Origin of the sequence: Erwinia psychrophila, assembly GCF_039023475.1 — a bacterium.
GTDB lineage: Bacteria > Pseudomonadota > Gammaproteobacteria > Enterobacterales > Enterobacteriaceae > Erwinia.
The window spans coordinates 904,946-928,430 of record NZ_JBCHVB010000001.1 but is presented as its reverse complement, the minus strand read 5'-3'; the positions used below and the strand labels follow the sequence as shown (position 1 = coordinate 928,430).

Sequence of the window (23,485 nt, the reverse complement as noted above, 5' to 3'; positions counted from 1 at the left end):
AATCGGTTGATTGTACCGTGTTTTAACTCTGGAGCGGTACACTCCTGCCAGGTAAACTACAGCCTGTAGAAGACTACGGCAGCCAGGGTAAGATCATGGAACTGAAATCAACGTCGCTGGGTAAACATCTGGCACAACATCCCTACAACCGGGTGCGGCTACTGGCCGCTGGCGTTGAGGTTAGTGGTGAAAAGCATGAGTACCTTATTCCGTTTAATCAACTTTTAGCTATCCGGTGTAAGCGCGGCCTGGTCTGGGGCGAGCTTGAGTTCTCTCTGCCAGAGGAGAAAGTTGTCCGGCTGCACGGCACTGAGTGGCAAGAGACGCAGCGCTTTTATCATTATCTTCATCAGGCATGGCAGCGCTGGAGTGAAGAAATGAGCCTTGTATCGGCCCAGGTGCTGGATGAACAGGTCGTCAGGCTTAACGCTTCCGGACATCAGGACAAATGGCTTAGACGCGCTGATATGGCAGGTTTTCGCACCCTGATTCAGAACGCCTTTGCGTCACTCCCGCTGCCTCTTGAACGGCTGAACGAATTCGATAACTGCCGTGAGTCTTATCAAACCTGCCTTCGCTGGCTGGAAAACAGCGACGAGCAGCGTCAGCAGCATAACGCGCAGTGGACAGACAAAATGCTGGTGCAACATGCGGATTTTTTCAGCGGCATAGAAACCTCCCCCCTGAATGCCTCGCAGGCGAAAGCGGTCGTTAACGGCGAAGATGCGCTGCTGGTGCTGGCTGGCGCGGGCAGTGGAAAAACGTCAGTGCTGGTGGCCAGAGCGGGATGGCTGATGATGCGCAAGCAGGCCACGGCGGAACAAATCCTGCTGCTGGCATTTGGCCGTCAGGCTGCGGAAGAGATGAACGACCGCATCCGTGAGCGGCTGAACGGAGAAAGAATTCAGGCCAGTACCTTCCATGCTCTTGCGCTAAAAATTATTCAGCAGGGAAGCAATAAAGCCCCGGCGATAAGCAAGCTGGAGTCCGATACGGTACAACGGCATCAACTGCTTATTGATGCCTGGCGGGAGCAGTGCGAAGGGAAAAAGGCCCAGGCTAACGGCTGGCGACAGTGGCTTCAGGATGAGCTGGCATGGACGCTTGAAGAAGGAAGCTACTGGAAGGATGACCGGCTGGCAAAAAGGCTGGCAGCGCGTCTGGAGCGCTGGCTTGGGCTGATGCGGATGCATGGCGGCACTCAGGCGGAGATGATCGCCTCCGCGCCTGAAAACTGCCGCGATCTTTTCGCAAAACGCGTGAAGCTGATGGCGCCGCTGATGAAAGCCTGGAAAACGGCACTGAAAGAAGAGGGCGCGGTGGATTTCTCCGGGCTGATCCACCAGGCGGTAAATATTCTCGACAAAGGGCGTTTTATTACCCCATGGAAACATATCCTGGTTGATGAATTTCAGGATATCTCTCCGCAGAGAGCCGCGCTTCTGGCCGCCCTGAGAAGACAGAATAAACAAACTGCCCTGTTTGCGGTCGGTGACGACTGGCAGGCAATTTATCGCTTCAGCGGGGCGGAGATGACGCTGACCACCGCTTTCCATCACCACTTTGGCGAGGGCGACCGCGAGGTGCTGGATACCACCTACCGGTTTAATGAGCGAATCGGTGAAATCGCGAATCAGTTTGTTCAGCGTAACCCACACCAGTTAAAGAAACCGCTGAACAGCCTGAGCAAAGGAAATAAAAAAGCGATCTCCCTTCTGCCGGAAGCGCAGCTGGAAGCCTTACTCAATAAAATCAGTGGATATGCCATGCCGGAGGAGCGGATATTGATTCTCGCCCGCTATCATTACCTGCGGCCCGGGGTGCTTGATAAGGCGAAAACGCGCTGGCCAAAGCTCAACGTGGAATTCACCACTATTCACGCCAGCAAAGGGCAGCAGGCTGATTTTGTTCTGCTGCTGGGCCTGCAGGCGGGAAAGGAAGGTTTTCCGGCTGCCGCCAGAGAATCGGTAATGGAGGAGGCGCTCCTGCCTCAGCCGGAAGATTTCCCGGATGCGGAGGAGCGCAGGCTGGCCTACGTCGCGATCACCCGGGCGAAACAGCAAGTCTGGCTCCTGTTTGATAAAGAAAATCCTTCGCCCTTTGTGGAGGAGTTCAGGCAGATGGGTGTCCCTCTGTTGCGTAAACCCTGATGAGCCCGCAGGCCTGCATGCTCATCAGAAGGAATTACTTCAGACGCTGCTGAAGATAACGCTGGTAATCAGGGATCGTAATCTCAGTCTGCTGCGAAAACAGCGGAGAGTGAATAATAAAATCGGCGGTTGAGCGATTAGTGGCGACGGGGATATTCCATACGGTCGCCAGGCGCAGGAGCGCTTTGACGTCAGGATCGTGAGGCACCGCATTAAGCGGATCCCAGAAGAAGAACAGTACGTCAATTCTGGCTTCTGCAATCATGGCCCCAACCTGCTGATCGCCGCCCATTGGGCCGCTCAGCATCGCCGTGACCGGCAGGCCGGTCGCACGCTGGATCAGGTTTCCGGTCGTACCGGTGGCGTATAGCGTATGCGCTTTCAGAATCTCTTTATGGGTATCGACCCACTGCATCAGCGATGTTTTGCAGTGATCGTGCGCGACCAGCGCGATATGTTTCTTTTCCTGAATCTTACGGGTAGTTTGATCCATTCCGGCTTCCTGAGTTGACGTCAAAGAGGGGAGAGGTGCGCTACGATTTTAGGCGGAGTACCCACCGACATCAACTGATACGCAGCGCCTGCATCAGCGTTCCGAAACGCTGACGGGTGGCGGCATCGACCTGCTGATACCAGAGCTGCAATATCCGCCCTGTAGGGTGACGATCGCTGACCAGATTGGGCGGACTGTCGTTAACGGGCGAACTGCTGGTGTGAGGCTGTGCAAAGCGCGGCACAGAGGCAGCGTTGCCCTTCAGGTTATAGATCGCCATCGCCTGTTCATAGTTTTCGCTACGGATGCTTAGCAGGCGATCCTGCTGACTATCTACAGTAACCCCTTTCTCATCAACCAGCTGAAAATCGGGTTTTTTGTTGAAGGCTTTACCCTGCTGTAGCGTGGTGAAAGAGGGATATCTGATAGTGATCGATTTTGCCTGAGCGGTAAACGTCACGATCAGCGGCGTGGAAATCCAGGCCGTGGCGGGATGGCCGTGTTTATGCAGGTTTTTTTCCACGCGAAACAGGAGCTGATGCTGTCCGCGCTCAAGTTCAAGACCTTCAGCGCCCTTCAGCAAAGAACCGGAAATTTTCCGGCCATCAAGGACCAGCAAATCGATGTCAGGGGCAAGTTTCAGTGTGGTAGCCTGGGCGGTGGCCGCAGCCAGCAACGCGATCAATCCTGTGATAACCAGACGCAGCTTCATTATTTCTCCAGATGCGCAGGAACGCGAAAAATCCTAATGTATCAAAGTCTTTCAGTATGGCAGCTTATTAACATTTTAACATACTTAATCGTGCTATACCTCCCTTGCCGGCACTCTTTTTACCGTCCATTTAACCAGACGCAAAACGGGCGCATAAACTAATAAAATCACATTCTGAGGAGAAGGCTATGCAAGATAAAACGATCGCCGATATTCTGACATCGACTCACCATATTGCGCTGGTAGGTGCCAGTGATAAACCGGCACGCGCCAGCCATGGCGTGATGGCTTATCTGTTGGCACAGGGTTACAAAGTCACGCCGGTCAGCCCCAAACTGGCAGGCCAGACGCTACTGGGGCAGCTTGTCTACGGCAAGCTGGAAGAGATCCCTGAGCCTGTGGATATGGTCGACGTATTCCGCAATGCGGAAGCGGCTTATGGCGTTGCCCAGGAAGCGATTGCTATTGGCGCGAAGTCGCTCTGGTTTCAGATCGGCGTGGTGAATGAGCAGGCGGCGGTGCTGGCGGGAGAATCGGGGTTGCAGGTGGTGATGGATCGCTGTCCGAAAATTGAAATTCCCCGATTAGGGCTGGAGAAGCGATAATAAAAAACCCCGCCAGGCGGGGTTCCGTTAATTTCTGAGGCGGGGTGCCTGAAGCTGTTCGCGGATTGAGGCAGCCAGCTCATCCAGTGAGGGCTGCTCGGGATGTTCCCCCTGTAGCTCCCATGAAAGCTGGGCTTCGGCGAGGTAAGTATGGACTGCTTCGCCTTCCTCATTCATCATCACGACATGGTACCAGGGCGCCTCACGCAGCGAGTCGCTTTCAGCAACATCATCGATCTGCGGATCGTCCAGAGAGTATTCCGGATCCACATCCACGACCACACCTAAAAAACCGAGCAGCTTGTGTCGCACCTGCTGGCCAAGCCCAAATTTGCTGGCAATCATCGTGACCTCCTGAGAAACATGCCCTGCTACCGAAATGGGGGCAGGGACGTCGTTTTCAAGTCACAGCACGCGGCAGGCAAACCCTTTCAGGTACATCCCTTCCGGATAGCTGGCGATCACCGGGTGATCGGCCGCCTGCCGGAACTGCTCTATAAATTGTACATCACGCTGGGCATCAAGCGCGGCATCGGCGATGATTTTCTGAAATAAGTCGGTTGGCATCAGGCCTGAACAGGAGTAAGTCAGCAGCATCCCACCGGGATTGAGCAACTGCATGGCCAGCATATTGATATCTTTATAACCGCGGCAGGCGCCGTTCAGCTGATTTTTATTCTCAACAAACTTTGGTGGATCCATAACGATCAGATCGAATTTCTCGCCACTGTCACGATAGCGACGCAGAAGCTTGAAAACATCGTCACGCAGGAATTCCGCTTTTGCCAGGTCCAGGCCGTTAAGCTCGACGTTCTGACGGGCCACGTCCAGTGCGGCCTGTGAAGTGTCCACGCTGATGACTTCTTTACAGCCACCGAGCAGAGCGGAAACCGCGAAGCCGCCGGTGTATGAAAAACAGTTCAGCACGCGGCGATCTTTTGCGTAGCGGCGCGTGGCGAGACGGCTGTCGCGCTGATCGAGGTAATAGCCGGTTTTATGCCCGGTCTGAATATCGACCAGCAGCTTCATACCATGTTCGGTAATGGGCAGCAGCTCCGGCGGTGTTTCACCCAGTACCACGCCCTGCGCCAGCGGCAGACCTTCTTTTTTCCGCACGGAAACGTCAGAACGATCGTATATGGCGCATTCCGGGTAGCAGCTTTGCAGCGCTGAGATCAGAGCAGCACGCTGATATTCTGCGCCTGCGGAGAGCAGTTGCAGTACCAAAAAACGACCGAAACGATCGATAGTGATCCCCGGCAGTCCATCGGATTCGCCCGCGATCAGACGATAGCTGTCCAGATCGTCGCGTTCAGCCAGCCAGTCACGCAGGTGCTGGGCGGCCTGAAGGCGACGGATAAAGAAATCGATATCGATGGACTCATCCTGCTGCCAGCTCCATACGCGGGCGCGGATCTGAGAAGAAGGGGACCAGGCAGCGCGGGCGAGCCAGTTGCCGTTGCTGTCACAAACGTCCAGGGTTTCGCCCGGCTGGGCCTGGCCTTCCATCCTGGCGATAGCGCCGGAAAAGACCCAGGGATGGCGACGAAGAAGGGACTTCTCACGCCCTTTGGCAAGAATCAAACGAACACTCATATTTGCTATGCTTACTGTCAGGAAAACAGGCGTTATTGTCCGGTGCTGGCCGGAAAATTGCAATCTCGTATCGGCAGGAGGAAAAATGACAACAATTTGCACGCGTGCCTGGGTGCATGGGCGGGTTCAGGGAGTGGGATTCCGCTACAGTACGCAGCAGGAAGCAAAGGCCCTGGGCCTGAAGGGCTATGCTAAAAACCTGGACGACGGCAGCGTGGAGGTGCTGGCCTGCGGAGACGAAAGCCAGGTAAAACGCCTGCTCGAATGGCTCAGAGCGGGCGGCCCCCGCAGTGCACAGGTTGATAAGGTACTGGCCGAGCCACATTCACTGCGCGAGGAGCCAGAAAGCTTCACTACCTCATAACGGCTACAAACATTTTACCGGTTTAGGCAGACCAGCGATCTTGGTGGCCTGCTTAGCCGGCCCATCAGGGAAAAGGCGGAACAGATAGCGACTGTTGCCTTTCTCCTCGCCATATTTCTGCGCCATAGCTTTAACCAGCATGCGCACGGCGGGGGAGGTGTTAAATTCAAGATAAAACGCCCGGACAAAATGCACCACTTCCCAGTGCGCGTCGGTCAGCGTAATGCCTTCTTCTGCCGCCAGTAAAGGGGCCATCGCTTCCTGCCAGTCGCTGCTGGATTTCAGATAACCCTGCGCATCGCGCTCAATTTCCTTACCTTCGAGTAACACCGTTTCGCCTCAGACTTGCCGTAAAGCGGCCAGTTTAGCAAATATCGCCGCGACAAAAAATAAAGCCCCGCAGGCGGGGCTTTATAAACAGCGTATCCGTTTAGTTACTGCGGGACATACCGAGAATGCTCAGCAGGCTGATAAAGATGTTATAGATGGAAACATAAAGGCTGACCGTGGCGCGGATATAGTTGGTTTCACCGCCATGAATGATGTTGCTGGTTTCCCACAGGATGGCGCCGGAGGAGAACAGAACAAACATAACGCTAATCGCCAGGTGCAGTGCCGGGATTTGCAGGAAAATGTTAGCGACAACGGCGACCAGCAGGACGACGAAGCCAGCCATCATCATTCCGCCCAGGAAAGACATATCCTTGCGGGTGGTCAGCACATAGGCTGAACAGCAGAAGAACACAAGGGCGGTACCGCCCAGCGCCAGACCAATCACGTCGCCCATTCCCGCAGAGAGCAGGGAATTCAGGATCGGGCCGAGGGAATAGCCTAAAAATCCGGTAAAGGCAAAGGCTGCCAGAATCCCCGCCGGGCTGTTAGCAAGGCGAAAAGTCAGAAACATCAGTCCGTAGAAACCCACCAGCATAATAATCAGGCCCGGAGCGGGCAGGGCAAATACGGTACTGAGCGTGGCAGTCAGCGCGGAAAAGGCCAGCGTTAACCCCAACAGGAAATAGGTATTACGCAGAACCTTATGGGTGGAAATTAACGAGCTTTCGCGTGTGCCGGAAACGATGCGATCCATAAAAATGCCTCTCAGGGTCACCAAATTAGCTGTGAGAATAAGGAAGGGAGCGAAACGGGGAAAGACGTTTTACCCTTCTTTACGCGTTAAGCCGCTGTTTGTGTGAGCAGGCTGGCGAAATTAACACCGGTTGCGGGTGGATTGGCTATTTTTAAGCCATATGATTCAAAAGCCACTTTACATCGTCTGAGAGGATGATTATAGTGCGCCTCATTGCGGAGGGGTGGCCGAGTGGCTGAAGGCACCGGTCTTGAAAACCGGCGACGGGAAACCGTTCGAGAGTTCGAATCTCTCCTCCTCCGCCATCGAATTTAACGGGTCAGCGAAAGCTGGCCCGTTTTCGTTTCAACGCGCCAGCTCGCTTTTTCATCGACGCCCTCCCCAGATGCATCCCCCCGAAAAAAAAACTTATAAAAGCGCATAAATTCAATAAACTACGAAAATTAATGCTTGGCAAACGCCGCGTCTTCTCCTATACTGTGCGCCATCAGTTGCTCAGTGAGTTTTGTCAAAAACTTAAGGTATGACTGGTAAAAGTGCGGAGGGGTGGCCGAGTGGCTGAAGGCACCGGTCTTGAAAACCGGCGACGGGAAACCGTTCGAGAGTTCGAATCTCTCCTCCTCCGCCATCAAATTCGACGGGTCAGCAGATGCTGGCCCGTTTTGCTTTCCTGCTTTCCTGCTTTCCTGCTTTCATCTGCTGACGCTACGATAAAACGCTTAAAATCCTCAGAAACATCCCTTTACTTTTCAAACTCATGATGCGTCTCTATCGCAAAAGCGCTACTCTGCTATAGTCTCTTCATACCTGACTGATGGCTGCGCCTGCCTCTTGTCCGGGACGCAGCGCCGTGCAGTTGTGCATGTAATTGAACCTCTCCTCCGTGTCCATGGCTGGGTGGTATCTCCTTGAATCAATGGAATAAACACATGATTAGAAAGTTTAGTCTTTGCGCGTTAGCGGTTTGCTCAGTGCTGCCGGGTATTTCCGCCTGGGCCGCCGATGACAATTACCAGCTTGAGCAGGTGTTAATGATGAGCCGCCACAACCTGCGCGCGCCGCTGGCCGACCACGGCAGCGTGCTGGGGCAGGCGACCAACAAGGCGTGGCCGGAGTGGGATGTACCGGGTGGCCACCTGACCACTAAAGGCGGCGTGCTCGAAGTCTATATGGGGCATTACACCCGGGAATGGTTGGCTCAGCAGGGCTTGATTAAGGCAGGAGAATGCCCTTCGAGTGACGCAATCTATGCCTACGCTAACAGCCTCCAGCGCACGGTCGCGACGGCACAATATTTTATCACTGGTGCGTTCCCTGGCTGCGACATTCCTGTTTCACATCAGGATGAAATGGGCACCATGGATCCGGTATTTAATCCTGTCATCACTGACGACAGCGAGGCTTTTAATAAGCAGGCGCTGACCGCGATGAACAGCGCCAGCGAAAAGCTGACGCTGAAGCCGGCGTTTCAGCAGCTGGAAAAGATTATCGATTATAAAAATTCGCCTGCCTGTAAGGAAAATAAGCGTTGCGATCTCTCCAGCGGCAACCAGAATAAATTTAGTGCGGAAAATGGCAAAGAGCCGGGTGTTTCTGGCCCGCTGAAGGTCGGAAATTCGCTGGTGGATGCCTTTACGCTGCAATATTACGAAGGGTTGCCGATGAATCAGGTGGCCTGGGGACAAATCAAAACTCCCGAACAGTGGAAAACGCTCTCAGCCATTAAGAATGGTTACCAGAATACTCTCTTTACCTCACCAGAAGTGGCGCGTGACGTCGCGGCACCGCTGGTCGACTATATCCGCAGCCTGCTGGTGGACGAAGATAAAGCCAGTGCACCTAAGGTGACGCTGATGGTCGGTCATGACTCCAATATCGCCTCCCTGCTGACGGCGCTGGATTTTAAGGATTATCAGCTCCCGGAACAGAATGAGCGTACGCCCATTGGCGGTATGATTCAGTTTCAGCGCTGGCACGACAAGAAAAACGATCGCGAGCTGGTGAAGGTTGAGTATGTTTACCAGAGCAGCACACAGCTGCGTGAGGCGACGCCTCTTTCGCTGGAAACGCCACCAAAGCGCGTGACGCTGGCGATGAATGGCTGTCAGACTGATGCTAACGGATTCTGTCCATGGGATCAGTTCACACAGGTACTGAACAAGGCGATTCAGGGAACACCTGTAGCGGCTAAAGTCGCACAACCTGCCGCTCCGGCCCCAGCTGCCCCGGCGCAGCCTGCGGCAGAGAGCAAGGCGTCAGCGGCAGAACAGGCCGCTGAGAATAAGGCAAAAGCAGACCAGGCTGCCGCTGATAAAGCCGCTCAGGCTAAGGCTTCTGCGGAAAAAGCGGCGGCGGATAAAGCTGCTGCCGAGCAGGCAGCCAAAGAGAAAGTAGCCGCGGATAAAGCTGTTGCTGAACAGGCCGCCAAAGAGAAAGCTGCTGCTGAGCAGGCAGCCAGAGAGAAAGCGGCCGCGGATAAAGCCCAGGCAGAACAGACGAGCAAAGAGAAAGCCGCAACGGGAAATGCAGAGGCTCCAAAAGCCAACGCAGCGGAAGCAGGGGCGGAGAAAGCGAAAGTGGCGCAGCCCGCGCCCGCTGAGGATAAGCCTGACGCGCCCTGAACATAAGTAAAACGTGATAAAAAAGGCCGGAATATCCGGCCTTTTTGCTGTCAGCTCCCCTCTTTGGCAGAGGGGACCCGTATGGGAAAACCCGTTATCGCGCCTATTCGCCGCTCACGACCACCAGCTTCTGGTTAACAAACTCTTTGATGCCAAGATCGGAAAGTTCACGCCCGTAGCCTGAACGTTTTACGCCGCCAAAAGGAAGTTCGGCAGAGGTATCGCTGGCAGAATTGATATAAACCATTCCCGTCTCGATACGCGAGGCCATTTTCTTCGCGCGTTCAATGTCGCGGGAAAATATGGCGCCGCCAAGGCCATAATGCGAGTCGTTCGCCAGGGTGACCGCCTCGTTGTCATCTTTTACCACGTAGACCTGCGCGACCGGGCCAAAGAACTCTTCAAACCACGCCGGATTATCACGCGTAATATTGGTCAGGATTGTCGGCTCAAAGAAGCAGCCTTCACCCTCAATGGCCTTACCACCAAGATGAAGCTTCGCACCCTTAGCGACGGCATTATCGACCTGCTTCACGAGGGTATCCCTTGCGCTGGCTGAGGAGAGCGGGCCGAGAGTGGTACTCTCATCCAGCGGATCGCCGGTTTTAACTTCCCGGAAGGCCTGAGTGAATTTTTCAAGAAAGGCATCAGCCACTTTTTCATGAAGAATAAAGCGTTTGGCCGCCGTACAGACCTGCCCGCAGTTGCTGAGACGTGCGCCTACTCCCGCCTTTACGGCCTTTTCAAGATCGCAGTCGTCAAGCACGACAAAAACGTCATTACCACCGAGTTCCAGCGTGGTTTTCTTCAGATATTTACCTGCCTGCTGGGCAACCGCGCTCCCGGCACGTTCAGAACCGGTTAGCGCCGCACCCTGTACGCGATCGTCGGCAATCAGCGAGGCAATCTGATCGCTGCTCACAAACAGGTTGGTCCATGCCCCCTCAGGCGCACCGGCTTCACGGACAAGCTCTTCAAACAGCGTGGCGCAATGCGGTACGTTTGCTGCATGTTTTGCCAGCACTGGATTACCCGCTGCCAGGTTAGGCGCCAGTACGCGCATCAGCTGGTAATACGGGAAATTCCAGGGTTCAACGGCCACTAACACGCCGATAGGATGGTTTTCGACCCAGGCTTCGCCCAGCTCGCTAGGGTATTTGGTTGGCGCAAGAAAGCGCTCGGCATTCTCGGCGTAGTAGCGGGCAATCTGTGCACAGAGCTGTACTTCGGCACGGCTCTGGTTAATCAGTTTTCCCATCTCAACGCTGGCTGCTTTCGCCAGTTCATCTGCCCGGCTGTCGATCAGATCGGCCATCTTTTTCAGGACCTGAAGGCGGGGCTGAACGGGTCCTTTAGACCAGTCTGAATGATAAAGGTCATCCGCGGTAGCAAGCGCCTTTTCAACGTCGGCCTCACTATGATCCTGCCAGTTTTTAATAAGTTTATTGTTTGCCGGATTAATTGTCTGATAAGACATACTTCACTCCTTTTGGGACAGCTGCCTGACGTTCAGGCTTGTAACACATAGAGTTAAGCGTAGTAGACGTAACACCGGTTTCACAACGTTACTCCTGATGCGATAACTCCGAATCCGTATCCGGAGCATAAAAAAAGGCGGGTTTCCCCGCCTTTCAGGCTGATGTATCCGCTAGACGTTTTTGCGTTCAACAACCTTGTTGTCCCAGGTCAGTACGTCCTTATCGGTCTTATCAAAGGCCTTAAACAGGACCTCATCATTTCCCTGCTGCTCCCAGATTTCTTCGGCGAGCTTCTCATCGTAATTCGCCACTTCAAAAATGGCTTCGGCGATTTCAGGCGAGGTGGCGCGGATGCTGGCCCACTCTCCAACGTTATGATTTTTGGCTTGTTGGGTTGTCATAGTGCTCTCCTGTAATAAGTTTATCCGTTGAGTTTTACTGCGAGACTCGCTACATGCGCGCCCTGAAAGCGGGCTATTTCCAGTTCGGCTGCGCTGGGTTGACGGGAGCCGTCGCCGCCAGCAAGCGTGGTGGCACCATAAGGCGTTCCGCCACGCACTTCAGAAATGTCGAAGAGTTCTTTTGAACCGTAGCCCAAAGGAACAATAATCATGCCGTGGTGGGCCAGGGTGGTCCAGGTTGACGTAATGGTCTGCTCCTGACCACCGCCCGTGCCGGTAGAAGCGAAGACGCTGGCTAATTTGCCATAAAGCGCGCCAGAAGCCCAAAGTCCGCCGGTCCGGTCGAGGAACGTTCGCATCTGTCCGGACATATTGCCGAAACGCGTTGGCGTGCCAAACAAAATTGCATCGTAGTGAGGCAGTTCTTCTGGCTTTGCCTGCTCCGCAGGCTGGTCTGTTTTGCCGCCAACCTGAGCAAAGCGTTCCGGATCCATTGTTTCCGGCACTCGTTTAATAGTGACTTCTGCACCATTAACGCCACGGGCACCCTCAGCGACTGCGTTGGCCATCGTTTCGATATGTCCATACATGGAATAGTAAAGCACTAAAATTTTCGCCATCCGTCCACTCCCTGAGTCAGAAATATTGTTAAATCAGTGAGGGCGGCCGCGCAAATTGCTGACCACCGCCCGCCAGAAATCAGGATTTTTTCGCCGGTTCAGACGGCGCTTTAGGGGGCATTTTATCACCCGATTCCGGAGCCTTGCGCGGATCGTCTTTAGCGTCAGGGCGCTTTTCTGTGTCAGTCATTACACTCTCCTGCTTGAGTCGTCAGTGATTTGCCAGAAAAGTAAGTATAGAAGAGAGGAAAAAGCGTGCAGCGGGATAGATGCATTTTCTGTTTGTTTGACGATTTTTGACTCACCATTCCAGATAATTGGTTAACAATAATAATGTTATTGCTCAGGTGTTTCGGACCAGTTCTTCCCTCTGTCAGAAGAAATTATTAGCACTTATTGGCGCGTAATCTATGCTTAATAGCGCGGCTGACTGTTTTAACCAGCTGTCCTGAAAACCCACCGTCCGGGTGGGTGAAATGCCTGAATGCAGTATGATGGCTTAACTATTTGGAGGTCAGAAATGGCAGAGCATCGTGGTGGATCTGGAAATTTCGCTGAAGATCGTAAGAGAGCATCGGAGGCTGGCCGGAAGGGCGGTAAGGTTAGCGGTGGGAATTTTAAAAACGATCCGCAACGCGCCTCCCAGGCTGGTGAAAAGGGAGGGCGTAACAGCCGCGGCAACCGGGAGCAAACCTGATATCAGGTTTCACTGACGCAAGCGAATGCCCACGCCGCCGGGCCTCTCCCGGCGGTAATCTATTCTTTATTGACCCACAGGTTATCCCTCTGCACACTAGTGCAAATTATCTGAACCGGCGCTTTCATGTCTGCCTTCCTTTCCCGTTATAAATTCGCTTTCACCCGTCAGGAGAGCATTCTTGTTCTGATCACCATGGTCTGGGGCGGCACTTTTCTGGCCGTTCACCATGCAATGACCGTCAGCGGCCCGTTCTTTTTTGTGGGCACGCGTTTCGCCACGGCAGCGCTACTGCTCGCCCTGGTTTCATGGCGATCCCTGCGTGGTCTGACCTGGGCAGAACTCAAAGCTGGCGCGTTTATCGGCATCGCCATCGGCTGCGGCTATGGCCTGCAAACCTGGGGAATGCAGACCATAAGCAGCAGCAAGTCGGCATTCATCACCGCCCTTTATGTGCCGCTGGTGCCGGTTTTACAGTGGATGTTTCTCGGCAGATTGCCGGGAATAATGGCCTGGATCGGCATTCTGCTCGCTTTTACCGGTCTGATGCTGCTCGCCGGACCAGAAGGTGGTTCGCTTGCGTTTAACGCGGGCGAACTGGCCACCCTGCTCAGCACGCTGGCCATTGCAGCCGAAATCATTTTAATCAGCGCCTGGGCTGGCAAAGTGGACGTTAAAAGAGTGACGGTGGTTCAGCTGGCCGTCGCTTCACTCTTTGCGTTCGCCCTGATGGCACCGAACGGCGAGTCGGTTCCGGCATTCACGCCTTATCTGGCAGGCAGCGCCGTCGGGCTGGGCATCGCCAGCGCGATTATTCAGGTCACCATGAACTGGGCACAGAGAAGCGTCTCTCCCACGCGGGCGACGGTAATCTATGCGGGCGAACCCGTCTGGGCCGGGATCGTGGGCAGGTTTGCCGGAGAGCGTCTGCCCGCCGTGGCGCTATTTGGCGGAGCGCTGATTGTCGCTGGAGTGATCGTCAGCGAACTTAAGCTGAAACGCAAAAAAAGGGCGAAGGAGGAGCCTTCGCCGCAGGAGAGAGAGACCCGCTAACTGTCCTGGCGTACCACGCTCTGGCCGCTGAGCGCTGAGGCCCCGCGACGACTCAGGATGGCGTTAAGGATTATGGCGCCAAAGGTCGCCGTCCCGATACCGCCCATTGTGAAGCTGCCGATCTGTAGCGAAAAGTCGCCAGCGCCCAGCACCAGCGTCACCGCGACCATAATCAGATTCCCGTTCTGGCCCAGATCGACATGGTTCTGTACCCAGATGCGTGCGCCTGCAACCGCAATGAGCCCGAATACCACGATGGAGGCACCGCCGATAACCGGGCCGGGGATGGTGTGGATCAGCGCGCCAAATTTGGGTGAAAATCCGAGCAGGATAGCGATAACCGCCGCCGCCACAAAGACCAGCGTGGAATAGACTTTGGTCACCGCCATCACGCCGATATTCTCCGCATAGGTGGTGACGCCACTGCCGCCAAAACCGCCTGAAAGCATTGTCGCCAGGCCGTCACCCACGAATGCCCGCCCCATATAGGGATCGAGATTTTTTCCCGTCATCCCCGATACCGCTTTGAGATGGCCCAGGTTCTCCGCCACTAAAATCACCGCTACCGGCGCAATCATAAACATCGCATGGCTGGAGAAGGTCGGGCTGGTAGTGGTGGGCAGGCCAAACCACGGCGCAGCCGCTATCAGGCTGAAATCGACCGGCTTACCCAGCCCCAGCCCGTTAGTCAGTAGCGCATAAATCGCCCAGGCGGCGATCAGTCCGACCAGAATCAGCAGGCGCTGCACCATCCCTCGTGTAAAAACGGCCACCACGCCGATACATAAGACGGTCATTACCGCTATCCAGCTGTCGAACATTGAGGCTGAAACTCCGCGAACCGCAATAGGCGCAAGGTTCAAGCCGATAGCCATGACTACGGCGCCTGTTACCACGGGCGGCATCATTTTTTCTATCCAGCGCGTCCCTGCTTTCATCACGATAAAACCGATCAGGGTATAAAGCAGGCCACAGGCGATAATGCCACCGAGCGCGACGCTAAGTGCGGGGTTGACTCCCTGACCGGTGTAGCCGGTTACCGCAATAACCACCCCGACAAACGCGGCGCTGGAACCCAGATAACTGGGTACGCGACCGCCGGTGATAACAAAAAAGAGCAGGGTGCCCATGCCGGACATCAGAATGGACAGGTTAGGGTCCAGTCCCATCAGCAGGGGCATCAACACCGTGGCGCCAAACATGGCGACCGCATGCTGAAGGCCCATGACCAGCGTCTGGCCTGGCGGTAACATTTCATCCGGCGCAACTAAACCCTGTGCTGAGGCTGTCTGTTTACGCCAGTGGGGAAACCAGGAAGTTGCCATCGTCTTCTCCAAAGAAGTGAATAAAGCAGTAACCGCCGGGGCGGGGGATCAGGCTTCCTGCCGCCGTAAATGATGATAACCGCGATCGAAATAGATCAGGCCATGCGTATTCTCACTGCATAAGAGCGCCTGCGCTTCACAGACGAGAATATCGTGCGTTCCCACGCTCATCACCTGAGTAACATGGCAGTCAAAGGAGGCGACCGCACCTGTCAGGATGGGTGAGCCGGTCACCAGGGTTGACCAGTCCGCGGCAATAAACCGCTCCTCCATCGGCGTTTTCCCGCCAAACAGCGCGGAGAGCGACTCATGGCCGGCGGCCAGCGTGTTGACGCAAAGGCGCCGGTTAGCGTTAAAAATCTCCCAGACCGAGGCGGAACGGTTCAGGCAGACCAGCAGCGCTGGCGGCGTATCGGTCACGCTGCATACGGCGGAAGCGGTGAAGCCGGCACGCCCGGCAGGCCCGTCGGTGGTGATGATATTAACCGCCGCCCCAAGACGGGCCATCGCATTCCGGTAATCCTGTTTCTCCACGCCGTTAACAACTACAGGCGCTAGTGTTGCCAGTGACATAGTCTTCCCCTTATTCAAACGTGCAGGCGATATTGAAGTCGAGCCTGGGCAGGCGCGCATAAACTTTGTCAGGATCGCCATAGCCGATATTAATCAACATATTGCTTCTCCAGCCGCTGGCGCTGAAAAAAGCCGCATCCACCGCATCGCGATCGAAACCGGACATCGGACCGGTATCGAGTCCAAGGGCGCGGCAGGCGGCAATCAGGTAAGCGGCCTGAAGAGAGCTGTTGCGGAACGTGGTCTCCTCAGCCAGCGCCGGGCTGCTGGTAAACCACACTTTTGCATCAGCGTGGGGAAACAGCATCGGCAGCTGTTCATAAAAGGCCGGGTCCCAGGCGACAATGGCCGTCACCGGTGCGGAAAGGGTTTTTTCCAGGTTTCCGCTGGAAAGCGCGGGTTTCAGCTTTGCTTTTCCCTCCCCACTGCTGACAAAGGCAAAGCGCGCCGGGCTGCAGTTCGCCGAGGTTGGCCCCATTTTCAGCAGGTCATAAACCTGCTGAATTTTTTCCCGGGTGACGGGGCGATCCTGCCAGCCGTTGAAGGTGCGGGCGGCGGTAAAAAGGGTTTCCAGCGCGGTCGAGTTCAGGGCGTCTGCCATAATGGCTCCCGTTCAGCGGTTTCAGTCAGGGCCGGCTGGTTCGCAAGCCAGGCCAGTAAAAGTGCATTAAAGGTGGCGCTGGCGCTGACGCTCATGGCGTGCCCACCCCAGGCCATCTCTTTTAGCGTGGCATTGGGCAGGACCGCGCTCAGTGCGTGTGAGCAGCGCCAGGGGACCAGCAGGTCGTCCTGCGAGCAGAGCAGCAGCACCGGCTGAGCGATCGCATCTGCCTTTGCGGTAAAGTCACAGGCCATTAAGGCATGCAGACGGCGCAGCAGATTTTCCGTCCCCTGAAAATGGGCGGCGTGAAGTGCATCCTCCGCTTCGATTCGGGCCTGATTTTCCGACAGCCAGTCTGCGGGGTAGAGAAACAGCGGCTGTGCCCGCACGTAGCTCTCCACGCCGGAATTCAGCAGAAGGTCCTGACGGACGCTAAAGCAGCGTCGTGTATGGGCATCCAGCCTTAGCCAGCCGTTCACAATCACCAGGCCGGCGAGGCGATCCGGATAGTCCAGCGCCATCTGCATGGCGATCATTCCACCCAGCGCGTGACCGATAACCACATACTTTTCGACGCCTTTTTCCGCCAGCGCTTCGGCAAGTTCTGCGGCCATATCGCGCATGCTGTAGCCGTCAGGGAGGGCGTCGGCGTTGCGCCCCGTCCCGCGTTGATCGTAAGTCACCACCCGATAGTGCTCTGAAAGCGCATTGATCTGGGGCAGCCAGAAACTGCCGACGCCCCCCAGACCAGCCGCAAGAACCAGAGTGCCTGCGCCGGGATGGGCTGAACCTGAAAGCGTTAAATGCATCAGACTCTCCGTTATTTAGCGATGTGGGCCACGCTGGCAATCTCAACTAAAGCATCAGGTTTAACCAGCCCGCACTGAATGCAGAAACGTGCCGGTTTTTCGCCCGGGAAATAGTCGGCATATACGGCGTTCACCGCCGCATAATTGTCCCAGCTGGTGATAAAGATGGAGTTAAAGGTCACGTCATCCATCGTTCCTCCTGCGGTTTCGATTACGCGCTTGATGGTTTCCAGCACATGCCGCGTCTGGGCGGCAGCATCGCCAACGTGCACCACATTATTATCCCGATCGAAAGGCAGCGTCCCTGAGACATACACGACACCATCGGCCAGCGTTCCCGGCACAAAAGGCGCAATAGGCGCACTGCTTCCCGCAGGGGAGATCACTGTTTTAGGCATGTTTCCTCCGGTCGGTCAGGCCGTCTGCTTTAACGGCGTCTGGTGGGGGTGTAAGGCTGAACAAAACGTGGTGACGTCAGATACCCAGCCAAAAAACGTTTCGATATTGAAGAGTGCCGCCTGCTGCGCAAAGGGCGGGCCGGCCTGATGCGTCGCGTCCTCAAGCACGATGCCGAAATATTCCAGGAAAAAGCCGTCACGCAGCGTGGATTCCACGCAGACATTGGTGGCGATACCGGTAAATACCAGATGACGGATCCCTCTGCTGCGCAGCATGCTGTCGAGCGGCGTGTTGTAAAAGCCGCTGTAGCGGGGTTTCGGCAGAACGATATCGCCCGGCAGGGGCTGAAGTTCATCGACCAGCGCATAATCCCAGCCGCCTTTCGCCAGTAATTTTCCCTCCAGTTCAGGCTGAGCGCGCATGGTTTTTAACGCGTTGGATTTATGCCAGTTCGGCGAGCCCGGGCCCCCTGCCTCCTGATAGCGGTCATCCCAGCCGTTCTGGAACCAGACAATCTGGATGCCCGCTTCGCGGGCGGTTTCCACGGCCAGTTTGATATTTTCAATCACCGGTCGGGTCGCCGAGACATCAAAGCCGGCTAAATCCAGGTAGCCGCCGGGGGTGGCGTAAGCATTCTGCATATCGACTACGATCAGTGCCGTTTGTGACGGAGGAAAGGCGATAGTTTCCGGCCGGGCGTCAAGCGTGACGCTGTTTTTACCGGAGGCTGTGGTAGCGACGACGGTTTCTCTGCGGCTCATCATGCCACCTCCTTCGCGGCATCAGCGATGCCAACGCGGCTTTTCATCAGCGGCTGGATACGTTCACCAAAATCTTCAATGCCCTGTAAGAAGTCATCAAAGGTGAGCAGTACGCCCTCAGCGCCCTCGACGGTGGCAACTTCATCCAGCATACGGGCGACGCTGGCCCATGAGCCCACCAGCGTTCCCATGTTGATATTGACCGCCGAAGTAGGATCGGCCATCTGTCGTACGTTGGTATCGCTGCCGGAACGCTTGTCCTGCTGGCTTTGCGTGGTCAGCCAGGCGAGCGCTTCGTCATCCGCGCCTTCCTTATAGTGCTCCCAGCGTGCGCGCGCCGCCTCATCGGTGTCGCCCGCGATGATCATAAACAGCACATAAGATCCTACATCGCGCCCGGCCTCGTCCGCTGCCGCTTTCATCCGGGAGGCGGTGGGGGCGAAAGCGGTGGGGGTATTCACACCCTTACCGAAGCAAAAGTTGTAGTCGGCATGTTTCGCAGAGAAGGCCATGCCGGCATCACTCTGCCCGGCACAGATAACCTTCATCGGTTTTTCGGGCTGCGGGCTGACCCGACAGTCGTTCATGGTAAAGAACTCTCCCTTCAGATCGGATTTACCGGTGCCCCAGAGATCGCGCAGTACAGAGACATATTCCGTCAGGTAGTCATAGCGGCGTGAAAAGTATTCATCGCCCGGCCAGATGCCCATCTGATCGTATTCCGGCTTTTGCCAGCCGGTCACAAGGTTTACGCCGAAGCGACCGCCAGAAATGGAATCAATGGTGGAGGCCATCCGCGCCACAATCGCGGGCGGCAGCGTCAGGGTGGCCGCTGTCGCGTAGATTTCGATGCGTGACGTGACGGCAGCAAGACCCGCCATCAGGGTGAATGATTCCAGATTGTGATCCCAGAATTCGGTTTTGCCGCCAAAGCCGCGTAGCTTGATCATGGAGAGCGCGAAATCAAAATTGTAGTGCTCTGCTTTCAGCACGATTTCTTTGTTAAGTTCAAAGGTAGGTTTGTACTGAGGCGCGTTAGTGGAAATTAGCCAGCCATTGTTGCCGATAGGGATAAATACACCGATTTTCATAGGGATACCTCAATAAAAGCGTAAATAGGGTCATACGCGCTGCGGTGCATCCTGCGGCTTCCTGAGAGGCGGCGCTCAGGATAATGATTGCAATCGGCGTGCCACTTTATTAATTCTCATTCAGGTCAATAGGTTAAAGAATTTGTGTTAGGTTGTTATAGAACCGCTGGTCTGAAACGGACCATTTGGTAAAAAATATGCACGAAAAGCAGGCATGACTGTTCACTTTGAGTGCAGGCATACCCGGGACGGCTGATAAAGCTTTTGCTATTATTCCAGCCACCCTCATGGATCATGGAGTCACGGTGAGTTCAACTAACAAATTATCGACCAAGGCCCCGACGCGACGCTCTCAGGCCGTTGCCGCCAAGCGCAGGGCGATCCTCTCTGCCGCGCTGTCGCTTTTCTCCCACTACGGTATCCATGGCACCAGCCTCGATAAGGTGGCGGAAGGGGCCGACGTCTCCAAAACCAATCTCCTCTACTACTTCCCCTCCAAAGAGCTTCTTTATGTCGCGGTGCTGAAAGAAATCCTTGATGTCTGGCTGGCGCCGCTGCGCGCGCTGCGTAACGATCAGCAGCCGCTGGAAGCGATAAGGGACTACATTCGCCTTAAGCTTGAGGTATCCCGCGATCATCCTCAGGCATCAAGATTGTTCTGCATGGAGATGTTGCAGGGCGCACCGCTGCTGAAGGGGGAGCTGGAAGGCGATCTGAAAGGGCTGGTGGATGAAAAAGCGTCGGTGATTGAGGGCTGGGTGATCCAGGGCAAGCTTGCCGCCGTGCAGCCGCAGCATCTGATCTTTATGCTCTGGGCAACGACGCAGCATTATGCGGATTTCGCCACGCAGATTGAGGCGGTGACAGGAAAGACCTTAAATGATGAGCGCTTCTTTAACCAGACGGTAGAGAATGTGCAGCGAATGGTGATAGAAGGGATCCGCGTCAGGTGAATGACGGGCCGTGAGGCCCGTCAGCAATAATCAGGCATTTTTACGCTGGCGAAGCCACCAGCCAACACCGAGCATAATAAACCAGACCGGCGTTACCATCAGCGCCTGGCGGGTATCCTCTTGCAGCGTTAACAGCACCAGCACAAAGGCGAAGAACGCCATACATACCCAGCACATCAGCTTGCCCAGCGGCATTTTATACGACGAGTCGGCATGCAGCTCCGGGCGTTTTTTACGGTACGCCAGGTATGAACAGAGGATGATCGTCCAGACGAACATAAATAAAATGGCGGAAACCGTGGTGACCAGCGTGAACACCTTCATCACGTTCGGGATGAGGTAGATCAGCGCAACGCCGCCAAGCAGGCACAGGCAGGAGAAAAACAGGCCTGTGGTAGGGACGGCGCGACGGGATAGCTGGCCAAACCGGCGGTGAGCGACGCCCTGCTGTGACAGGCCATACAGCATCCGGCTGGTGGAAAAGATGCCGCTATTGGCGGATGAGGCCGCAGAGGTCAGTACCACAAAGTTCACAATGCTGGCCGCCGCCGGCAGACCAATCAGCACAAACATTTCAACAAAGGGGCTGCGATCGGCCACTACATGATTCCACGGCGTCACGGCCATAATCACCAGCAGCGACAGCACGTAAAACATAATGATGCGCAGCGGAATGGCATTGATAGCGCGGGGCAGGACTTTCTTTGGATCGTGCGTTTCCGCAGCGGCGGTGCCGACCAGCTCAATGCCGACAAAGGCAAACACCGCAATCTGAAAGCCCGCAAAAAAGCCGCTCAGCCCTTTTGGAAACATCCCGCCGTGATCCCAGATATTGGAGAGTGAAGCCGTGCCGCCGCCTGGAGAAGGATAGTGTGTCGCGACCAGAACAATGCCGGTGACGATCAGCGCGACGATAGCGACAATCTTAATGATGGCAAACCAGAACTCCATCTCGCCGAACAGTTTTACCGTAGCAATGTTAAGCGAAAGAAAAACGACGATACAGAGCAGGGCGCTCATCCAGATGGAAAAATTCGGGAACCATAACTGGAAGTAAGAGCTAATTGCCACCACGTCCGCAATGCCGGTCACTACCCAGCAAAACCAGTAGGTCCAGCCGGTAAAGTAGCCCGCCCACGGACCGAGCAGATCGGCCGCAAAATCGCTGAATGATTTATATTCCAGGTTCGACAGCAGCAGCTCACCCATCGCACGCATCACAAAAAACAGCATAAAACCGATGATCATATAAACGAAGATGATCGACGGGCCAGCCAGGCTGATTGTTTTGCCCGAACCCATAAACAGGCCGGTCCCGATAGCGCCGCCGATGGCAATAAGCTGGATGTGACGATTATGCAGGTTTCGCCGCAGCTCACCCGGGGCTTCTTCAGTGAGAGGCGTAGCTTTTGAATGGTCAACCATTAGGGGGTTCCTGTCCTTTAAGTGATGTTGTGTAAGCTCTGAAGGCTTTTATGATTTGGCGCCGAAATCTTAACGTAAAAGCCCGCCTGAAACAGGTAAAGTTCGGTATAACGCGTCTGATTGCACAAAAACGAGGCTACACTTTTTAGCTTCAGGCGACTCAGGCATCAGGCCGGTACTGCCGGGGTGGGAGGAGACAGGATGAAAGGACTACTTGCCGTAGCTATTGTGATTTTACTGGGGCTGGCAACGATCCCGGTGCTGGAAAAACATCTGCCTTCAGCCTGGAATCCTTTCACGCCCCTGAATGTTACCGATGCGCCTACTTTTGTGACCCGTTACAAGCTCAAACGATTAGCCAGCGATGGGGAAGCGTGTCTGACCGTGTTGCAGAAAGCAAAAGAACAGGGCCATATAGCCTTTACCCGACCGCGGCCTGTTACCGGAAACTGCGCGCTCCCCGCGCCCATCCGCGTGACAAATTTTGGTGATGTCCGCCTGAGTTCAAGTTTCCTGGCCAGCTGCCCTCTGGCGCTCAGTACCGCTATGTTTGTGGCCCAGTCGGCGAAGCCACTGGCTGCGGCTGAGCTGGGATCGCCGCTGGCACGCATTGACCATTTAGGCAGCTACGCATGCCGGAACATCTACCACCGCGCCAAAGGGCGACTCAGCGAGCACGCCACGGCCGATGCGCTCGACATCGCCGGTTTTCGGTTGCAAAACGGTGAGCGAATTTCGGTGCTGAAAGAGTGGCCGCGTCATGAAAACAAGTCTCACTGGCTTCATCAGATTTTTCAGCAAAGCTGTCAATTCTATGGCAACTCAATTGGACCTGACTACAACGCCGCCCACGCCAATCATTTTCACCTTGGCATGCGTGGATTTGGGGTATGCCGGTAAGCGTTGTTGACCTCCCGGCTATCGACGGCATGATAAGGCTATTCAACTGCCATAATGCGGGATTTTGATTAATTAAATTTATTTAAATGCTGAATAAACCCCGTTCAGATGAAGAGTTGTCATTGCATCAGCAACTTATCGATTCTCCTTAATCCAGTTAGTCTGAAAGCCCGCTCTCCAGCCGCAGTTTTGCCCTCCATGATTATGCATTTAAAGTGAGTACTTAAATTAATATTATCATTTTCAGCGCGCATTTTTTGAGCGGAAACTGGGGGTGACCCAGATTTGTGGTATAACAAATTTTCCGGACAAAATAATGACAATAAAACTCGCCAGAGAACAAATTTCCGCCCTGCGAACGGAGGAAAAGCCTTGCCTGCAATATTGATTTACGCCTGTTTATCTTTTTAGTGAAAGGCAAATAAGCAGCGCCTCTGTGATTTATGTTAACATAATCAATGGGATATTAAGTTTTTTGGTGAGAGGTTACACATTTAGCAGGCGAGTTGGATTAAATTCAGTGAAAAATATCAGCGAAGTTTATCGCTATTTTTGCAGTCAAATTTATTGAATGTTTTCAGGAAAAATCCTATTCTACTCCGCAAGTCGTTAAGGGGCATGTCATTCAGTCACCTGTTGTCCGGCCTGTTACAGTGTTCTCTTGCTAATGTATATGTATCTTGTCGCTCGCCTTTTTATCTGTTTTCTGAACCCTTCTGGTCGGATTAAATTAAGGTAATCGACCTTTAATTTGGGATAACGGAAAACTGG

At 54.7% G+C, this 23,485-nt stretch carries 25 protein-coding genes and 2 tRNA genes; 10 read left to right on the top strand and 17 right to left on the bottom strand.

The annotated features are described in order from the left end of the window. Positions 1-95 precede the first annotated feature (95 nt). Complete coding sequence (gene helD / locus AAH446_RS04325; RefSeq protein ID WP_342905466.1) at positions 96-2,150, top strand: DNA helicase IV; 2,055 nt, start codon at positions 96-98, stop codon at positions 2,148-2,150. A gap of 34 nt (positions 2,151-2,184) precedes the next feature. Here the strand turns inward: helD and AAH446_RS04320 are convergent, their stop codons facing one another. Together AAH446_RS04320 and AAH446_RS04315 are read right to left on the bottom strand one after the other, a co-directional pair. Further along, on the bottom strand, positions 2,185-2,643 hold the full coding sequence (locus AAH446_RS04320) for a methylglyoxal synthase (RefSeq protein WP_342905465.1): 459 nt from the start codon (positions 2,641-2,643) through the stop codon (positions 2,185-2,187). 70 nt (positions 2,644-2,713) lie between these two features. Continuing rightward, complete coding sequence (locus AAH446_RS04315) at positions 2,714-3,355, bottom strand: YccT family protein (RefSeq protein ID WP_342905464.1); 642 nt, start codon at positions 3,353-3,355, stop codon at positions 2,714-2,716. Between the two features lie 188 nt (positions 3,356-3,543). Between AAH446_RS04315 and AAH446_RS04310 the strand changes: the two genes are divergently transcribed. Next, positions 3,544-3,960: a CoA-binding protein gene (locus tag AAH446_RS04310; protein ID WP_342905463.1), complete on the top strand. Its 417-nt coding sequence runs from the start codon at positions 3,544-3,546 to the stop codon at positions 3,958-3,960. A 27-nt stretch (positions 3,961-3,987) separates the two neighbouring features. On the opposite strand, the gene hspQ is transcribed toward AAH446_RS04310, so the two are convergent. Both hspQ and rlmI read right to left on the bottom strand, forming a co-directional pair. Then, complete coding sequence (gene hspQ, locus AAH446_RS04305; RefSeq protein ID WP_342905462.1) at positions 3,988-4,305, bottom strand: heat shock protein HspQ; 318 nt, start codon at positions 4,303-4,305, stop codon at positions 3,988-3,990. A gap of 60 nt (positions 4,306-4,365) precedes the next feature. Then, positions 4,366-5,556 (bottom strand): 23S rRNA (cytosine(1962)-C(5))-methyltransferase RlmI, encoded by a 1,191-nt coding sequence (gene rlmI / locus AAH446_RS04300; RefSeq protein ID WP_342905461.1) that lies wholly within the window; start codon positions 5,554-5,556, stop codon positions 4,366-4,368. An 85-nt stretch (positions 5,557-5,641) separates the two neighbouring features. On the opposite strand from rlmI, the gene yccX reads away from it, so the two are divergent. Then, on the top strand, positions 5,642-5,920 hold the full coding sequence (yccX, locus tag AAH446_RS04295; RefSeq protein WP_342905460.1) for an acylphosphatase: 279 nt from the start codon (positions 5,642-5,644) through the stop codon (positions 5,918-5,920). A 3-nt stretch (positions 5,921-5,923) separates the two neighbouring features. Here yccX and tusE read toward each other — a convergent pair whose 3' ends face one another. Together tusE and yccA are read right to left on the bottom strand one after the other, a co-directional pair. Next, positions 5,924-6,250 carry a sulfurtransferase TusE gene (gene tusE / locus AAH446_RS04290; RefSeq protein WP_342905459.1) on the bottom strand — a complete coding sequence of 109 codons (327 nt, stop codon included), beginning with the start codon at positions 6,248-6,250 and terminating at the stop codon, positions 5,924-5,926. Between the two features lie 100 nt (positions 6,251-6,350). Then, a complete protein-coding gene (yccA, locus tag AAH446_RS04285; protein WP_342905458.1) occupies positions 6,351-7,007 on the bottom strand; it encodes an FtsH protease modulator YccA in 657 nt (218 codons plus the stop codon). Between the two features lie 217 nt (positions 7,008-7,224). On the opposite strand from yccA, the gene AAH446_RS04280 reads away from it, so the two are divergent. From AAH446_RS04280 to agp, 3 genes are all read left to right on the top strand, one after another. After that, a tRNA-Ser gene (locus AAH446_RS04280) sits at positions 7,225-7,312 on the top strand. 235 nt (positions 7,313-7,547) lie between these two features. Then, positions 7,548-7,635 (top strand) — tRNA-Ser (locus tag AAH446_RS04275). A 301-nt stretch (positions 7,636-7,936) separates the two neighbouring features. Beyond that, the gene (gene agp, locus AAH446_RS04270) at positions 7,937-9,628 is read left to right on the top strand and encodes a bifunctional glucose-1-phosphatase/inositol phosphatase (RefSeq protein ID WP_342905457.1); all 1,692 of its coding nucleotides are present in this window, start codon (positions 7,937-7,939) and stop codon (positions 9,626-9,628) included. Positions 9,629-9,731: 103 nt separating this feature from the next. On the opposite strand, the gene AAH446_RS04265 is transcribed toward agp, so the two are convergent. The 3 genes from AAH446_RS04265 to wrbA all read right to left on the bottom strand — a co-directional run bounded on the left by AAH446_RS04265 (position 9,732) and on the right by wrbA (position 12,127). Beyond that, complete coding sequence (locus AAH446_RS04265; RefSeq protein ID WP_342905456.1) at positions 9,732-11,105, bottom strand: NAD-dependent succinate-semialdehyde dehydrogenase; 1,374 nt, start codon at positions 11,103-11,105, stop codon at positions 9,732-9,734. A 171-nt stretch (positions 11,106-11,276) separates the two neighbouring features. Then, on the bottom strand, positions 11,277-11,507 hold the full coding sequence (locus tag AAH446_RS04260) for a YccJ family protein (protein WP_342905455.1): 231 nt from the start codon (positions 11,505-11,507) through the stop codon (positions 11,277-11,279). A 20-nt stretch (positions 11,508-11,527) separates the two neighbouring features. Then, positions 11,528-12,127, bottom strand: coding sequence for an NAD(P)H:quinone oxidoreductase (gene wrbA, locus AAH446_RS04255; protein ID WP_342905454.1), 600 nt, complete (start codon positions 12,125-12,127; stop codon positions 11,528-11,530). A gap of 520 nt (positions 12,128-12,647) precedes the next feature. On the opposite strand from wrbA, the gene AAH446_RS04250 reads away from it, so the two are divergent. Both AAH446_RS04250 and AAH446_RS04245 read left to right on the top strand, forming a co-directional pair. Continuing rightward, positions 12,648-12,824: a con-10 family general stress protein gene (locus AAH446_RS04250; RefSeq protein WP_342905453.1), complete on the top strand. Its 177-nt coding sequence runs from the start codon at positions 12,648-12,650 to the stop codon at positions 12,822-12,824. A gap of 126 nt (positions 12,825-12,950) precedes the next feature. Then, the gene (locus AAH446_RS04245; protein ID WP_342905452.1) at positions 12,951-13,877 is read left to right on the top strand and encodes a DMT family transporter; all 927 of its coding nucleotides are present in this window, start codon (positions 12,951-12,953) and stop codon (positions 13,875-13,877) included. Here the strand turns inward: AAH446_RS04245 and rutG are convergent. From rutG to rutA, 7 genes are read right to left on the bottom strand one after another with little or no spacing between them, the layout of a single operon-like run. Then, a complete protein-coding gene (rutG, locus tag AAH446_RS04240; RefSeq protein ID WP_342905451.1) occupies positions 13,874-15,202 on the bottom strand; it encodes a pyrimidine utilization transport protein G in 1,329 nt (442 codons plus the stop codon). The genes AAH446_RS04245 and rutG overlap by 4 nt on opposite strands. 48 nt (positions 15,203-15,250) lie before the next feature. After that, positions 15,251-15,775 (bottom strand): NADH-dependent FMN reductase RutF, encoded by a 525-nt coding sequence (gene rutF, locus AAH446_RS04235; RefSeq protein ID WP_342905450.1) that lies wholly within the window; start codon positions 15,773-15,775, stop codon positions 15,251-15,253. 10 nt (positions 15,776-15,785) lie between these two features. Next, complete coding sequence (locus tag AAH446_RS04230) at positions 15,786-16,376, bottom strand: malonic semialdehyde reductase (RefSeq protein WP_342905449.1); 591 nt, start codon at positions 16,374-16,376, stop codon at positions 15,786-15,788. Continuing rightward, on the bottom strand, positions 16,361-17,185 hold the full coding sequence (gene rutD / locus AAH446_RS04225; RefSeq protein WP_342905448.1) for a pyrimidine utilization protein D: 825 nt from the start codon (positions 17,183-17,185) through the stop codon (positions 16,361-16,363). The genes AAH446_RS04230 and rutD overlap by 16 nt, the downstream gene beginning before the upstream one ends. A gap of 11 nt (positions 17,186-17,196) precedes the next feature. Next, on the bottom strand, positions 17,197-17,583 hold the full coding sequence (rutC, locus tag AAH446_RS04220; RefSeq protein WP_342905447.1) for a pyrimidine utilization protein C: 387 nt from the start codon (positions 17,581-17,583) through the stop codon (positions 17,197-17,199). A 15-nt stretch (positions 17,584-17,598) separates the two neighbouring features. Further along, on the bottom strand, positions 17,599-18,345 hold the full coding sequence (rutB, locus tag AAH446_RS04215; RefSeq protein ID WP_342905815.1) for a pyrimidine utilization protein B: 747 nt from the start codon (positions 18,343-18,345) through the stop codon (positions 17,599-17,601). Next, on the bottom strand, positions 18,345-19,436 hold the full coding sequence (gene rutA, locus AAH446_RS04210; protein ID WP_342905446.1) for a pyrimidine utilization protein A: 1,092 nt from the start codon (positions 19,434-19,436) through the stop codon (positions 18,345-18,347). Before rutA ends, rutB begins: the two co-directional genes overlap by 1 nt. A 287-nt stretch (positions 19,437-19,723) precedes the next feature. On the opposite strand from rutA, the gene rutR reads away from it, so the two are divergent. Beyond that, positions 19,724-20,389 carry an HTH-type transcriptional regulator RutR gene (gene rutR, locus AAH446_RS04205; protein WP_342905445.1) on the top strand — a complete coding sequence of 222 codons (666 nt, stop codon included), beginning with the start codon at positions 19,724-19,726 and terminating at the stop codon, positions 20,387-20,389. 30 nt (positions 20,390-20,419) lie between these two features. Here the strand turns inward: rutR and cycA are convergent, their stop codons facing one another. Next, positions 20,420-21,814: a D-serine/D-alanine/glycine transporter gene (gene cycA, locus AAH446_RS04200; protein ID WP_342905444.1), complete on the bottom strand. Its 1,395-nt coding sequence runs from the start codon at positions 21,812-21,814 to the stop codon at positions 20,420-20,422. A 201-nt stretch (positions 21,815-22,015) separates the two neighbouring features. Between cycA and AAH446_RS04195 the strand changes: the two genes are divergently transcribed. Further along, a complete protein-coding gene (locus AAH446_RS04195) occupies positions 22,016-22,714 on the top strand; it encodes an extensin-like domain-containing protein (protein WP_342905443.1) in 699 nt (232 codons plus the stop codon). The last annotated feature ends 771 nt before the right edge of the window (positions 22,715-23,485 follow it).